Source organism: Bacteroides uniformis (genome assembly GCF_025147485.1).
Taxonomy (GTDB): domain Bacteria; phylum Bacteroidota; class Bacteroidia; order Bacteroidales; family Bacteroidaceae; genus Bacteroides; species Bacteroides uniformis.
Map to the genome: position 1 here is coordinate 4,542,220 of NZ_CP102263.1, position 15,525 is coordinate 4,557,744.

Annotated in this window: 13 protein-coding genes; 8 read left to right on the plus strand and 5 right to left on the minus strand. The window is 48.5% G+C overall.

Features of this window, described 5'->3' with window-relative positions; translation table 11 throughout:
- Positions 1-102: 102 nt before the first annotated feature.
- Both NQ510_RS18430 and NQ510_RS18435 read left to right on the plus strand, forming a co-directional pair.
- Entirely contained in the window at positions 103-3,225 is a 3,123-nt protein-coding gene (locus tag NQ510_RS18430; protein ID WP_005827071.1) for an efflux RND transporter permease subunit, read from the plus strand.
- Positions 3,218-4,444 (plus strand): TolC family protein, encoded by a 1,227-nt coding sequence (locus tag NQ510_RS18435; RefSeq protein WP_005827073.1) that lies wholly within the window; start codon positions 3,218-3,220, stop codon positions 4,442-4,444. The genes NQ510_RS18430 and NQ510_RS18435 overlap by 8 nt, the downstream gene beginning before the upstream one ends.
- Before the next feature lie 56 nt (positions 4,445-4,500).
- Here the strand turns inward: NQ510_RS18435 and NQ510_RS18440 are convergent, their stop codons facing one another.
- The 4 genes from NQ510_RS18440 to NQ510_RS18455 form a co-directional block, all read right to left on the minus strand.
- On the minus strand, positions 4,501-5,733 hold the full coding sequence (locus tag NQ510_RS18440; RefSeq protein ID WP_005827075.1) for a serpin family protein: 1,233 nt from the start codon (positions 5,731-5,733) through the stop codon (positions 4,501-4,503).
- 277 nt (positions 5,734-6,010) lie between these two features.
- Positions 6,011-7,468: a methyltransferase RsmF C-terminal domain-like protein gene (locus NQ510_RS18445; RefSeq protein ID WP_005827081.1), complete on the minus strand. Its 1,458-nt coding sequence runs from the start codon at positions 7,466-7,468 to the stop codon at positions 6,011-6,013.
- A 90-nt stretch (positions 7,469-7,558) separates the two neighbouring features.
- Complete coding sequence (locus tag NQ510_RS18450; protein ID WP_005827082.1) at positions 7,559-9,982, minus strand: TonB-dependent receptor; 2,424 nt, start codon at positions 9,980-9,982, stop codon at positions 7,559-7,561.
- Between the two features lie 64 nt (positions 9,983-10,046).
- Positions 10,047-10,388 carry a hypothetical protein gene (locus tag NQ510_RS18455; protein ID WP_008664012.1) on the minus strand — a complete coding sequence of 114 codons (342 nt, stop codon included), beginning with the start codon at positions 10,386-10,388 and terminating at the stop codon, positions 10,047-10,049.
- 255 nt (positions 10,389-10,643) lie between these two features.
- On the opposite strand from NQ510_RS18455, the gene NQ510_RS18460 reads away from it, so the two are divergent.
- The 6 genes from NQ510_RS18460 (at position 10,644) to NQ510_RS18485 (ending at position 14,817) form a co-directional block, all read left to right on the plus strand.
- Positions 10,644-11,267, plus strand: a complete 624-nt coding sequence (locus NQ510_RS18460) for a DUF6249 domain-containing protein (RefSeq protein ID WP_005827092.1) — start codon at positions 10,644-10,646, stop codon at positions 11,265-11,267.
- Positions 11,264-11,809, plus strand: a complete 546-nt coding sequence (locus tag NQ510_RS18465) for an RNA polymerase sigma factor (protein WP_005827094.1) — start codon at positions 11,264-11,266, stop codon at positions 11,807-11,809. Before NQ510_RS18460 ends, NQ510_RS18465 begins: the two co-directional genes overlap by 4 nt.
- Positions 11,796-12,122: a DUF5056 domain-containing protein gene (locus tag NQ510_RS18470; protein ID WP_005827095.1), complete on the plus strand. Its 327-nt coding sequence runs from the start codon at positions 11,796-11,798 to the stop codon at positions 12,120-12,122. Before NQ510_RS18465 ends, NQ510_RS18470 begins: the two co-directional genes overlap by 14 nt.
- Before the next feature lie 62 nt (positions 12,123-12,184).
- Positions 12,185-13,414: a cardiolipin synthase gene (cls, locus tag NQ510_RS18475; protein ID WP_171029041.1), complete on the plus strand. Its 1,230-nt coding sequence runs from the start codon at positions 12,185-12,187 to the stop codon at positions 13,412-13,414.
- Positions 13,415-13,488: 74 nt separating this feature from the next.
- Positions 13,489-14,283, plus strand: coding sequence for a thymidylate synthase (locus NQ510_RS18480; RefSeq protein ID WP_005827101.1), 795 nt, complete (start codon positions 13,489-13,491; stop codon positions 14,281-14,283).
- A gap of 45 nt (positions 14,284-14,328) precedes the next feature.
- Entirely contained in the window at positions 14,329-14,817 is a 489-nt protein-coding gene (locus tag NQ510_RS18485) for a dihydrofolate reductase (RefSeq protein ID WP_005827102.1), read from the plus strand.
- 2 nt (positions 14,818-14,819) lie between these two features.
- Here NQ510_RS18485 and NQ510_RS18490 read toward each other — a convergent pair whose 3' ends face one another.
- A complete protein-coding gene (locus NQ510_RS18490; RefSeq protein ID WP_005827104.1) occupies positions 14,820-15,296 on the minus strand; it encodes an Lrp/AsnC family transcriptional regulator in 477 nt (158 codons plus the stop codon).
- Positions 15,297-15,525 lie beyond the last annotated feature (229 nt).

Consider the following 15,525-nt stretch of genomic DNA (forward strand, 5'->3'; position numbering starts at 1 on the left):
ATGGGGAGTGTAAAGTCAGATAAACAAGAAATATTAGATAAAACAGCAAGTGCGGCTGACATTGCGCAGCCCAATTGTACATTGTAAATAGTAAATAAAAAGATGTTAAACAAAATAATTGGTTTTTCTCTTCAGAACCGCATCCTGGTGCTGGTAGCATCGGTGCTGTTGCTGATTGGCGGTACTTATACCGCCATGCATACGGAAGTGGATGTGTTCCCTGACCTCAATGCGCCGACCGTGGTCATCATGACCGAAGCAAATGGTATGGCAGCAGAGGAAGTGGAACAGCTGGTCACTTTTCCCGTAGAAACGGCTGTAAACGGTGCAACGGGTGTGCGCCGTGTACGCTCTTCCTCAACGAACGGTTTTTCTGTAGTCTGGGTAGAATTCGACTGGGATACAGATATCTATCTTGCCCGGCAGATTGTCAGTGAGAAGCTGGCAGTCGTCAGCGAATCCTTACCGGCCAACGTAGGCAAGCCGACACTAGGCCCACAATCGTCCATTTTGGGCGAGATGCTGATTGTAGGTCTGACAGCAGATTCGACCTCTATGCTGGATTTGCGTACCATTGCCGACTGGACCATACGTCCCCGCCTGCTCTCTACGGGCGGTGTGGCACAAGTTGCCGTACTGGGTGGCGACATCAAGGAATATCAAGTGCAGCTGGACCCGGAACGGATGCGCCATTACGGCGTGACATTGAGCGAAGTGATGAACATCACCCGCGAAATGAACCTGAATGCCAATGGTGGAGTACTCTATGAATATGGCAATGAATATATCGTACGCGGCGTACTTTCTACCGACAAGGTAGACCAGATAGCCAAGGCCGTGGTGCGGAGCAACGGAGTCTCCGGCGCCCCTATCCTGCTGGAAGATATTGCCGACGTTCAAATCGGAGCCAAACTTCCTAAACTGGGTACCGCCTCGGAACGCGGTAAGCATGCCGTACTGCTGACAGTCACCAAGCAACCCGCCACAAGCACGCTGGAGCTTACAGACAAACTGGAAGCTTCCCTGCAAGACCTGCAGAAGAATCTACCGGCGGACGTAAAGGTTTCCACAGACATCTTCCGTCAAAGCCGTTTCATCGAAAGTTCCATCGGAAACGTTCAGAAGTCGTTGTTGGAGGGAGGTATTTTCGTTGTCATCGTGCTTTTCCTGTTCCTTGCCAACGTACGTACCACAGTCATCTCGCTGGTGACACTGCCGTTGTCACTGATTGCCTCCATCCTTGCCCTGCACTATATGGGCTTTACGATAAATACCATGAGCCTGGGAGGTATGGCTATCGCCATCGGTTCGCTGGTGGATGATGCCATCGTGGACGTGGAGAATGTCTACAAGCGTTTGCACGAAAACCGACTGAAACCTGCCGGCGAGCAACTTCCTATTCTGGAAGTGGTGTTCAATGCTTCGAAAGAAGTGCGTATGCCTATCCTCAATTCAACGCTGATCATCATTGTCAGCTTCGTACCACTGTTCTTCCTTAGTGGTATGGAAGGTAGGATGTTGGTACCACTAGGCATTGCATTCATCGTGGCATTGGCGGCTTCAACCGTTGTGGCACTGACCGTAACGCCGGTACTTTGCTCCTATCTATTGGGAAAAGAGAAAACGAAAAAACAAAATAACGAAAACAGCGATTCTGCCGTAGCACGCAAGATGAAGCAATGGTATGGTTCAGCACTGACTTTTGTATTGGGGCATAAGAAAGGGGTACTTGGAGGTATTATCGGACTATTTGTAGTGGCACTCGGCTGTTTCTTCACCCTGGGCCGCTCGTTCCTGCCGCCTTTCAATGAAGGTTCGTTCACCATCAATATCTCCTCGCTTCCGGGTATCTCCCTGGAAGAAAGCGACAAGATGGGGCACCGTGCCGAGGAGCTGCTGCTCTCCATCCCCGAAATACAGACCGTGGCCCGTAAAACGGGACGTGCAGAGCTGGACGAACACGCTCTGGGAGTAAACGTCTCTGAGATCGAGGCACCGTTTGAGTTGAAAGACCGCTCACGCAGCGAGCTCGTGGCAGAAGTCCGCGAAAAACTGGGTACCATTGTAGGGGCAAACGTGGAAATAGGCCAGCCTATCAGCCACCGTATAGACGCCATGCTATCCGGTACAAAGGCGAACATCGCCATCAAACTGTTCGGCGACGATCTGAACCGCATGTTCACTCTGGGCAATGAAATCAAGAGTGCCATCCAGGGTATTCCCGGTATTGCTGACCTGAACGTGGAACAGCAGATTGAGCGTCCGCAACTTGTCATTTCACCCAAACGGGAAATGCTTGCCAAATACGGCATTTCACTGCCCGAATTTTCGGAGTTTGTCAATGTCTGCCTGGCCGGTGAAGCCGTTTCCCAAGTTTACGAAAAGGGAAAGAGCTTCGACCTGACCGTACGCGTGAAAGACAACCTACGCGACGAAATGGAAAAAATACGCAACTTGATGATTGATACGGGCGACGGACAGAAAATTCCACTGAACTATGTAGCGGAAATCCGCTCGGCCATGGGTCCGAACACCATCAGCCGCGAGAATGTAAAGCGTAAAATCGTCATCTCCGCCAACGTGGCCGACCGCGACCTGCGAAGTGTAGTCAATGATATACAAGCCCAGGTAGACGCACAAATCAAACTGCCGGAAGGATACCACATCGAATACGGCGGACAATTCGAAAGCGAGCAGGCAGCAAGCCGCACGCTGGCACTTACTTCGTTCATGTCCATCGTGGTGATATTCCTGCTCCTCTACCATGAATTCCGCAGTGTGAAGGAGAGTGCCATCATCCTTATCAATCTGCCGCTGGCATTGATAGGCGGTGTATTCGCCCTGCTCATCACAACGGGAGAAGTGAGTATCCCCGCCATCATCGGTTTCATCTCACTGTTCGGTATCGCCACCCGAAACGGAATGCTGCTCATCAGCCATTACAACCACTTGCAGCAGGAAGAAGGCTATGGCGTCTACGACAGCGTTATCCGCGGTTCGCTCGACCGTCTGAATCCAATCCTGATGACCGCCCTATCCAGTGCACTGGCACTTATCCCGCTGGCTCTCAGTGGCGACCTGCCGGGCAACGAGATACAAAGCCCGATGGCAAAGGTTATCTTGGGCGGCCTTTTAACATCCACGTTCCTGAACGGTTTCATCATTCCGATTGTTTACCTGATGATGCACCATAACCAACAACCTAAAACGTCAGACAATGAATAAAAGATTTTTCATATTCAGCGCCGCCATCCTCGCTTTTGCGGGGATGAGCGCACAAACGTCCGGCATTGATGCCGTGCTCCAGCAGATAGAGGCCAACAACAAGGAATTGCAGGCTAACTCCCACCTCATTTCCTCACAAAAACTGGAGAACAAGACAAACAACAACCTCCCCGACCCTACACTGTCATACGCCCACCTTTGGGACTCCAAGAACAGTGACGAGACAGTCGGCGAAATGGTCATCTCGCAAAGCTTCGACTTCCCCACGCTTTACGCCACCCGAGGGAAGATGAACCGACTCAAGACAAATGCACTGGATGCACAAGCCACCGCCTTCCGCCAGCAGATATTGTTGCAAGCGAAGGAAGTATGCTTGGACATCATCATGCTGCAACGCCAGCAAGCCCTGCTCGACGAACGGTTGAAGAATGCGGAGGAACTGTCGGCCATGTACACCCGGCGTTTGGAAACGGGAGATGCCAATGCACTGGAAACCAACAAGATTAATCTGGAGTTGCTGAATGTACGCACGGAAGCCCGCATGAACCAGACGGCACTTAACAATAAACTGAAAGAGCTGCTTGTCCTCAACGGAAACCAGCCGCTCACACCGGGACGTCCCAGACCCGATACCACACCCGACGCCCAAACACTCGGATTGACAGAATACCCGGCAGTGCCGTTGCCGGCCGACTTCCACCCGCTGGCCGACGAACTGCTGGCTTCAGACCCCACCCTGCAATCCTTGCAGGGTGAAAGTTCTGCCGCCCGGAAACAGATTTCGGCAAGCAAGCAAGGCTGGCTGCCCAAACTGGAACTGGGTTACCGTAGAAATACCGAATCGGGGCATCCGCTAAACGGTGTAGTAGTAGGCTTCTCTTTCCCGCTTTTCGAAAACCGCAATAAGGTCAAGATAGCCAAGACACAAGCGCTCAACATTGACTACCAAAAGGAGAACGCCGCACTGCAAGCCAGCTCTGCCTTGTGGCAACTCTATGAAGAGGCCAAGAACCTGCACGCTTCCATGGAGGAATACGAGCGCACCTTCCATCAACAGCAAGACCTTTCTTTACTGAAACAAGCACTTATGGGAGGACAAATCAGTATGATTGAATACTTCGTTGAAATATCGGTTGTCTATCAAAGCAAGACAAACCTCCTGCAACTGGAAAACCAGTATCAGAAGGCAATGGCACAGATATACAAGAGCCGGTTATAAATAGAAAGAGCTGTCTGCGGTTGACAGACAGCTCTTTCTATTTCAATATATTGTAGTTATAGTTTTGTGACTTTACCCATAAACAGAATAACTCCCGTACTCTTCTCCTTTATCAGAAAGATGAAAGGACGGTCCACATAGAACGGAATTACCGTACTTGGTCCGGGAGCGGCCACGTCCATTCCTCCGACAGTTACAGCCGCAGCTTCCGTCCCCTCTTCATTCACTTTCACATAAGTGAACTGTTGCAGCAAACTGATAAACAAATCCTCATCCGCCATTCCGGAAAAATCGGCCGATGGAGTAAAAGCCTCCTGCATTCCCATTGCCATCATATCGTCAATGAGTTCTTTATCATATTCCATTTCAAACCGGGGTAACTTAAGGTTCAAGGCAGAGCTTGATAAACTACTGTTCCATTCCCCCCAGCGCTCGTCATTCAGCTGCGGCAGGCACTCATCCAACGATTTTCCCTCTGCCGGCAAGAGCACCACCATACTGAAAGCCTCATTGCCGTAAGGCAACTCTGCCATTGAGAAATACTCATTCTCGGCATAGTTGAATCTCTCGTCACGAAGATTCATCATGTGTACAGTCGATTTGCTTCCGTCAGCATTCGTAAAAGCCTCTTCTGCCGTATCCGATTTTTTGAATTGATTCTTCCAAATCCCCTTGAAATAAAGCGCATTCAACAGATAAAGACGCGCCGTCTCCGGAATCTCATTCAAGACTTTGGGGATGCAATTATTCGTTTTCCCGGCACACCAGCCGTTTATAATGTCCGGAGCCTTGGGAGAGGCAAAATCCAGCTCCTGCACTTGCGCGTCATACATCTTTTTGTTTACGCTTACAAAGTCGTCATGAACACCGAACCCTTTCTTTATCCAGATGGAATTGGCAATTCCCAACTGTGTGGTATTGTCCAAATCGAGCAACGCCTCCACCAGCTTCTTATTATAGTTGTTCATTTCTTCCAACGAATAGCCCGAAAAGCCCAGGACATCTGTCATCTCAGATAGTGTGTTTCCCAACGCTCCATTGGCAATCATAGACAGACAGAGCGAAGCGCTCAAAGGAGAGATGAACAGATTGGGCTTTTCCACCTCAGTTTTACAAACCTGATTAAAGAAACGGAAAGCGAAATCCGTTCCTAAATCCATCATCTCCTGCTCGGCACGGGTCAAGGCAATGTCTTTGCGAGGCTTGGGTTGTGGTGAAGAGTTGTCGTCACTCTGGCAGGCTGCAAGGATACAAAGTAGGCTTAAGGCAGTAATCGTTTTTTTAAGCATAAGCAAATAGTATTAGTTTTAAAACAGTTATCTATATATAGAAAATGCTTGAACAAACAAAATACTGCATTGAAGAAACAATAAAAAATAGTACATTCCTACTCTATTATCATACTGCAAAGTTCTGCATATTTTTTGCAGTCGCACTGCATATGTGTTGCAGCACCACTGCATATGTGTTGCAGTCGCGCTGCATATATATTTGCAGTGTCACTGCAACAGCTCTGCAGTGCTACTGCAAAATATATACAGCAGCTTTGCAGTAACGTGATTGATTTCACCCGGTTATTGTTGCCAATTCCAGCACCCCTTCCGGCAAATATCCGCTGCGTATGCGCCATTCCTGGGGATAAAGATTATTGGCACGGTTACCTATATTCTTGACAAATCCTAGAGGTATCTGTTTGTAGGTGAGCAAGACAATGCCGCGCGGAGCAGTCTCCGAAAGGACAACAGCCTCCTTGCGCAGATAGCTGATGGCCTGCTCGCGGCCTATCTCTTCATGGGCAAAGGCATCCGGATTCAGTGCTATACTCATGGCGAGCCCATGAGCAGGCATCCAGTCTTTTCCTTTCAACTCGGCAACATCTACCCCAGCCTGCACGATACGGAGTGACGAACGCAAAGCCGACAGTTCGGAGAGATACGCTTTAGGGAAAGCGCTGACGTTGTTGCCATTGACGATAAATTCGTAATTATCCGGAACCGCAAACCACTCATGCAGTGCCGAAAGCTGTTCTTTGGAAACACCCGGAGTTTTCGCTCCTTTTCCTTGAGGTTTTCTTCCTTTTTCCCAGGATTTCACCTGCCCGGCCCAGGTATTCCCATCGCTCACGCCCGGTTTGCGGAGAACTGCCAAAAAGAATCCTTCCCCCTTCGTCCGATGGGGCAGGAAACGATAGGCGGGAAAGTCCTCTCCCGACAATAGATTACCCGTAATATTCCAGTCAGTAGAAATTTCCAACGGCAATACCTCCGCCCCGAATTCATCCCGTATCCAACGGATGTTCTCTTCGTTTTCCTTTGTATTATAGGTACAAGTACTGTAGATGAGAATGCCTCCGGACTTCAAGCAAGGCCAGATATCCGTAACGATGCGACGCTGGCGCTGCCAGCAGATTTCCACATTCTCCCCACTCCACTCACTTACCGCAACGGGGTCTTTACGGAACATCCCCTCGCCAGAGCAGGGGACATCCGTCAATATGACGTCGAAGAAGTCCGTCAAGGAAGAAAAATCTGCCGGGTCATTATTAGTGACCACCACACCGGAATGCCCCCACTTCGTAAGATTCTCCGCCAATACCTGCGAGCGGTTGCGGATTACCTCATTGGCCACCAGCAGACTGCCTGCGGGCAACACGCTACGGGCATGCGTGGATTTCCCGCCGGGAGCCGCACAGAGGTCAAGCATCACCACCGGTCCTTCGCCCACATACCGCCTCAAAGCCTGCTCCACAAACATAGACGAAGCCTCCTGCACATAGTAGCAGCCTGCATGAAACAGCGGGTCAAAAGTGAATGTCAGCCGCTTGTCCAGATAGTATCCGGCAGTAGACCAAGGGACATGCCTAAAAGAGGAACGAAAAAGACTGAATGAAGATTCCGGTAATTTATCTTCATTCAGTCGGATACTGACCGGCTGCTCCCCTTCCAGGGCGGCAGCCAGCTTTTCATATTCTTCCACACCCAAGAGGGCGCGTGTATAATCGGTGAAAGATGAGGGTAGCTTCATGCTTTGAACTGTTTTATGGCAGCAAAGATAGTGCAAAATACGTTTCACCAATCTACGGGGCTAAACAAAAAGCACGGTTCAATACTCTTTTTAAAAACTGAGTTTCACCCCTGCAAAATAGGAACGCGGTGCACCCGGTCCGTAGATATAACCGGAATCGCGGCTCGCTCCTTTATCAAAATCTTTCTGATAAGAATTGAATATATTCTGTACACCGGCATTGAGCTGCAAACAGAACCCTTGAAAATCAAAGTCGTAAGCTATCTTTGTTCCAAGCTCAAAGAAGTCCGGACTCTTTACCAATACATCCGCCTCACCGTTCACCTCCGAAAGCAAATGGGGAACGTACATCCGCCCGGTATAATTGCCGTTCAAAGCTATTGAGAAGGCTTTAACCGGCATATAGGTAGCTGTAAAGTAGCCGTAGACGTCGGGAGTACGCAGTATCTTGTCGCTGTAACGTTCTTTCTCCGACAAGTGCTCCTCATCCGCACTCCATTCTTCGGGAGAGTCATAGATACTTCGTTGAAGCGTCAGCCCTGCCTGCAACTGAACCTTATCCTTATAGGCAACCTTTCCTTCCAATGTGCCGCCATACACTTTAGCTCCCGAACCATTGATACGGGTCTGTATCAGATAAGCGCTACCATCCGGGTCTTTCACCGGAGGCGTCAGGACAAACGGGTCGGAAAGTTTCGTGTAGAAGCCTTCCACCAGTAGGTTTGCCTGGAAATCTCCGAAATAGTGGTACCAATCTACCGAAGCATTGAAGCTGCGCGAACGCTCTTCCTTCAATCCTTTGGCGCGGACAATGGAAACCAACTCTCCACCCACATTACTGATATGCAGATCTTCATCAAACGCTTGTGGAGCACGGAATCCCTCAGCATAACTGAAACGGATATTCACATCCTGAGTAGGATTGTAACGGATATTGGCACGGGGACTGAAAACAGCCTTGTCCATGATGCTGTTTTTATCTACGCGCCCGCCAATCAGGAAACTCCACTGTTCGTTCTTCCACTCATTCTGGGCATAGACGCTTGCTATATTCACCACTTGGTTCAACGGGGCGGGGGTATATTTCTCAATCAGTTGTTGCAAGCGGTCACCCGTTGCCGTAGGATCTTCGGCCAAAGCAGCATCACGATACTTCTGTACGTCCGTTGCCTTGTCATGCAGATTGTCGTGATTGAACTCAATGCCTCCGGTCAAATCGGCAGGCATAAACAGACACTTGTCAAAATGATAAATATACTGGGCACCCAGCACACCGGTAAAGTCCGTAGTCATTCCATAAGCGCTGTAATAACTATTGCGCACGATGTGCTGAGCCGAAGCATAGGTACTGAACGTATGTTTCTGGTTTTTGGAGAAAGCCGTGAACTTGAGTCCACCCGTGTTGATGGAATGTTTCAGCTGTTCCACCAGTCCGGGCGCCCCGGTACCGTTCAATCCGGCATCCTCGGCTATATGAGGGGGAAGGCTGAAGCCACTTCCACCACGGCGGAATTCCTCCATATGATGGTATTCAAGGCTCAGCTTGGAATAGGCACTTGTCCGGTAGTAAGCATTCAGACCGACAGTCTGGTTCTTCAGCTTCGGTAATTCGGAAAAACCGTCTCCGTTGGAGTCCCATGCCGAACGATGCCTGCTCTGGCCGTACACATAAGCCCCCATCTTACTGTCCGAAGAAACCAAGGAAAGATTCAGGGTCGTGTTGTTGTCGAACGAGCCGGAACCGTCGAAATTGGAAATGGTATGCGAGAAAGAACCGGAATTGCGAATCGGTTCCTTCGTAATGATATTCACCGTCCCGGCAATGGCCGAAGAACCGAACAAGGCTGAACCACCTCCACGCACCACTTCCACACGCTCTATCATGTTGGCGGGAATCTGTTCCAACCCATACACACCGGCCAGAGAGGAAAAGATGGGACGTGAGTCTATCAATATTTGGGTATATTTCCCATCCAGCCCGTTGATGCGCACTTGTGAATAACCGCAATTCTGGCAATCGGTCTCCACCCGCACACCTGGCTGAAAGGCCAGTCCTTGCGACAAAGTATGCGAGTTTGTCTGCTCAAACAGTTTAGGAGTGACCACTTTGACCAAAGTGGGTGCCAAGCGCCGGGCAGTCTCATTGCGGTTGGCTGTGACTACCACCCCGTCCAGTGCCACCATGTCTTCTTCCAACTCAAAGTTCTCTTCCAAGGTCTTACCACGTTTCAGAACGACTTTGCGCTCCTGCGACTTATAACCTACGGCACTGACGGACAACGTGAACTCACCTTCAGGCAGATTCTTTAGGAAATAGTGACCGGTGGCATCGGTCATGGTCCCGATGGTGGTGCCTTTCAGCGAAACTGTCATATAAGGCAAATGTTCCCTTGTACTTTTTTCTATTACATGACCGACAATATTGGCATCGGTACTCTTCAAATCTTCGGCATAAACGGTTGATGAGAGTAACAGACATACTGCTCCCACCACAAAAAATATATATTTTTTCATGTACTTCTAAAATAATATGTTAATCAATGAGGTTGACGCAATCCCACAACGGAATTGCCTTAATCTATCGGATTTGAAAAAAAGAAGGGGGAGCACGCAGGCAAATACCGCCACGAAGCTTTACACACTTGATGCATTCCGTGGTAAGAATGCTCAGTACACACAACAAAACAAGGAAAACCGTCGCGGCAACCGGAAGCAACGGAAGGGAAGAAGAGACGAAAGAGGCTAGATAGAAAATGGTTTCCAACTGCACCTCTGTATGCTCATGCTGGCCCTTGAATGGATGGGAATGCACAATGATAACACCATTCACCACATGCGAGTGGGTAAACAGCGTAATTCCTCCCAGATAGGCAATGAACAGCAGAGGGAGGAAACACTTCATTATATTCCTCAACTTCATCAAGACTTCCCAATAAAAACAGATGCGCAAAGATAACAGTATTTACAATAAGAAACAACCCGGTTTGTATATTTACCTCTATTTACAGTCGCAAATACCTACTTCTTGTTATTCCGGAAAAAAGACAATAAGACATTTTCACGGAAAAATATCGCCTTATTTCCGGTTTTCTAAAAAAAATATCTTCTCTTTGCAACTTTATAAAGGTGACGACACGTCTAACCAACAAAGAAACAAATTAAAAGACCATAGATTATGAAACGTATCATTTTTGGATTAATGCTCGCCATGATGTTCTGCACACTGGTGCAAGGCGCAAACAGAACCGTAACAGAGAACGACGGTCAGGGGAACAAGAAAAGAGTCATCGAATTGAGAGACACTGTCATCAATGGAGAAACCGTAACAGACACACTTAGTGTCATGACTTATGAAAACGGTGCCGGCAGTAGCAATGCTCCGGAAAAATGGAGAACCCACCACAGCAGTATGGACTGGAACGGGTTCGACCTCGGGAGCAAGACCTCGGAGACCGTGATTGCCGTAACAGCCATCGTCTTTGTATTCGGACTGCCGCTACTCATCATATTCGTAGTATTCTTCTTCCGCTATAAAAACCGGAAAGCCAAGTACCGCCTGGCGGAACAGGCCCTGGCCAGCGGACAGCAACTGCCTGAAAACTTCTTCAAAGAAGCCGCAGCAACGGATATCCGCAGCAAAGGCATCAACAACATATTCGTCGGCATCGGCCTGTTCATCTTCCTTTGGGCCATTACCGGAGAATTCGGTCTCGGATGTATCGGCTTACTCGTCATGTTCACCGGCTTCGGACAATTGGTGATTTTCTACAGCCAACAGAAGAAGAACGAAGAAAAATGAGTCAGATGGGTGACATATCGTTAGTCGCACAGGTCGTGGTGTTTCACAACACCAGGGCCTTCGACCAGTTGGTAAAGAAGTACCAGTCGCCCGTGCGGCGGTTCTTCCTGCACCAGACCTGCGGCGACAGCGAGTTGAGTGACGACCTGGCACAAGATACGTTTATCAAGGCCTATACAAACATCGCTTCGTTCAAGAATCTGTCCAGCTTCTCAACCTGGCTCTACCGTATTGCCTATAACGTTTTTTATGATTATATTCGCAGCCGGAAAGAAACGGACGATTTGGATACGTACCGAGTGGACGCTCAATGCAGCACACTGCAGCAGGACGTGGGACAGCACATGGACATTTACCGTGCCCTGGCCACACTGAAGGAAATGGAACGCACCTGCATCACGCTCTTCTACATGGAAGACCAAAGCATCGAAAAGATTACAGGTATCACCGGATGTCCGGCGGGAACGGTAAAAAGCCACCTCTCGCGGGCGAAAGACAAAATGGCTTCCTACTTAAAACAAAATGGTTATGATGGAAAATGATGATAAACTCCTGACTTCATTCTTTGCCGAACACCGGCAGGAAATAGCCGATAACGGGTTCAGCCGCCGCGTACTGCGACATCTGCCCGACCGTAGCCGCCACTTGGCGCAGATATGGACAGCATTCTGCTTTACTCTGGCCCTCGTACTGTTCGTCTCCCTCGACGGAGTGCAGCTGATACTGGACACCTTGCGCGAAACCTTCGATACTGCCATCCGGAGCGGAGCTTCGGAGCTTGACCCCAAGTCGTTAATCATTGCCGGAGTGGTATTGCTCTATTTCGGTTACCGCAAGATTTCATCTATGGCATAGTTGTTTTTCAATGATAAATCGTATCTTTGTCCCCTCATAAAACTAACTAAGAGGAGAAAGTTTTGAGAAAGATTCTATTCATCATATTATTCGTTTTTTCTATTGGGAATGCCGGGGCGCAAGCAACAAGCGATTCCATCGTCATGAATTACTTGAAGGAAATGGGCGCCCCCGTCACTTATAACAATGAAGTGAAATTGCTGATGACCGGCCATGACAAGTTCGTCGATCTCTTCGAGAATATCCGCCATGCCCGGCATCATATCCATTTGGAATACTTCAACTTCCGCAACGACTCCATAGCCAATGCCTTGTTCAGCCTTCTGGCAGAGAAAGTCAAGGAGGGAGTTGAAGTCCGCGCCATGTTCGATGCCTTCGGCAACTGGTCCAACAACCAACCATTGAAAGAACGCCATCTGAAATCCATCCGCGCCCAAGGCATCGAAATCGTTAAGTTCGATCCTATCACTTTTCCCTGGGTGAATCATGCCATACACCGCGACCATCGGAAAATAGTAGTGATTGACGGCAAGATAGGTTATACCGGCGGCATGAACATTGCCGACTACTACATCAACGGATTGCCTAAAATCGGTAAATGGCACGATATGCACATACATCTTGAAGGAGATGCCGTGCGCTATCTGCAGGGCATCTTCCTGACCATGTGGAACCGGGAAACGGGACAACACGTAGGTGGACCTGCCTACTTCCCGGATACTCAGCAACTGCCCGACAGTATTGCCGAAGAAATAGCCATCGTGGACCGCACGCCACGCGAAACACCACGCTCCATCAGCCATGCCTATGCAGCTTCCATACAAGCCGCACAGAAGAGCATCCGAATCGTGAATCCTTATTTCGTTCCGACCAAATCAATCCGCAAGGCAATCAAGAACGCACTGAAAAAAGGTACTGAAGTGGAAATCATGATACCTGCCGTGTCGGACATAGCCTTTACTCCGGATGCCTCATTCTACATAGCACACAAGCTGATGAAGAAAGGAGCCAAGATATATCTCTTCAACGGCGGCTTCCACCATTCCAAGATAATGATGGTAGACAGCACTTTCTGCACGGTGGGTACTGCCAATCTCAACAGCCGCAGCCTGCGCTATGACTACGAGACAAACGCTTTCATCTTCGACCCCAAGACCACCAATGAGCTGAATGCCATGTTCGAACGGGACGTGCAAAACAGTACGCTACTCACTCCCGAAGTCTGGAAAAAGCGTTCCGGATGGAAGAAATTCGTAGGCTGGGTGGGAAACCTGATGACCCCCTTCCTCTAATTATTAATTATTAATTATTAATTATTAATTAATTCTCCTACCTTTGCGTTCGGATAAAAACAGAGCATTACATCATGAAACAATATTTAGACCTGCTGAACCGCGTACTGACCGAAGGCGTAGAGAAAAGCGACCGTACGGGTACCGGCACCATCAGCGTATTCGGCCACCAGATGCGTTTCAACATGGATGAAGGCTTCCCCTGCCTTACTACCAAGAAGCTACATCTGAAATCAATCATATACGAACTGCTATGGTTCCTCCAAGGAGACACCAATGTGAAATATCTTCAGGACAACGGTGTACGTATCTGGAACGAATGGGCGGACGAAAACGGTGACCTGGGACATATTTACGGGTATCAATGGCGCTCCTGGCCGAACTATAAAGGTGGATTCATCGACCAAATCAGCGAAGCTGTAGAAACCATCAAGCACAATCCCGACTCACGCCGGATTATAGTCAGCGCATGGAATGTAGGTGATTTGGACAACATGAACCTCCCTCCCTGCCACGCCTTCTTCCAGTTCTATGTCGCCAACGGACGGCTGAGCCTACAACTGTATCAGCGTAGTGCGGACATTTTTTTAGGAGTGCCCTTCAACATTGCTTCCTATGCCCTGCTCCTGCAGATGATGGCGCAAGTCACCGGACTGAAAGCCGGAGATTTCATCCATACCTTAGGAGATGCTCACATCTATCTGAACCATTTGGAGCAGGTAAAACTCCAACTATCTCGTGAACCGCGGGATTTGCCGCAGATGAGAATCAATCCGGATGTGAAAAACATCTTCGACTTCAAGTTCGAGGATTTTGAGTTGGTCAACTATAACCCGCATCCGCATATTGCAGGAAAAGTGTCAGTATAAATCCTACAATAAAAAGATAGAAAGAGAAAAGAATTTTACACACATATGATTAGTATTATTGCTGCAGTAGACAGAAAGAGAGGTATCGGCTATCAGAACCGGTTGTTATTCTGGCTTCCCAATGATTTGAAGCGTTTCAAAGCCCTCACCACGGGAAATACCATCATCATGGGCCGAAAGACTTTTGAATCTCTCCCCAAAGGTGCGCTTCCCAACCGCCGCAACGTTGTTCTGTCCACTCAAAAAGATTTGATCTGTCCCGGTACAGAAGTTTTTCCCTCATTGGAAGAAGCACTAAGCAGTTGCCAGCCCGACGAACACGTCTACATCATCGGCGGTGCAAGCGTTTATCGCCAGGCACTCCCCTTTGCAGATACCCTCTGCCTGACCGAAGTGGATGCAGAAGCCCCTCAGGTGGACGCCTACTTTCCCGAAGTCGCTCCGACTGTATGGCAAGAAAAAAGCAGGGAGTCCCATCCCGCAGATGAGAAGCATCCCTGCCCTTATGCATTCGTCGATTATATCCGTCGGTAGAATCAATCTTCCTCTTCTTCTACCGTTATAGGCATCTGCCGCTTGATGGCTTCATGGAAAGATATCAAGGTTTCCGTACGCGCCAGTCCCAGCGGTTGCAACTTATCATGTATGATGCTCAGCAAATGATGGTTGTTGCGGGCATAAAGCTTTATGAACATATCATACTTGCCCGTTGTAAAATGGCATTCCACAATCTCGGGAATAGCTTCCAATGCTCTCGTTACAGCATCGAAGGAAGCAGGATCCTTTAGGTAGATACCGATATAGGCGCATGTTTCATATCCTATCTTCTCCGGATCAATCACATATTCAGAACCTTTCAATATACCTAAGTTTGTCAGCTTTTGAATGCGCTGATGAATGGCTGCTCCCGATACATTACAAGCTCTGGCCACTTCAAGGAAAGGAATGCGTGCATTATCGGCTATAAGTTTTAAAATCTGTTCGTCTAAAGTATCCAACTGATGATGTCCCATTTCAAATTCTAATGATTAATAAATTACTATATCTCCCGCATATCTATACGGCAACATGCAAAGTTAGCTATTTTTTCGCCAATAAAAATACGGTTTATAACTTTTCTTACAAAAAAAAGAATAATACCGCATATCAGGCATTTCAAAGTGCATATGCAAAATTCCATCTCGCACGACCGGAAAATTGCAGATGAGCTTTAAAGATATTATCTTTGTAGTAGCAATAATA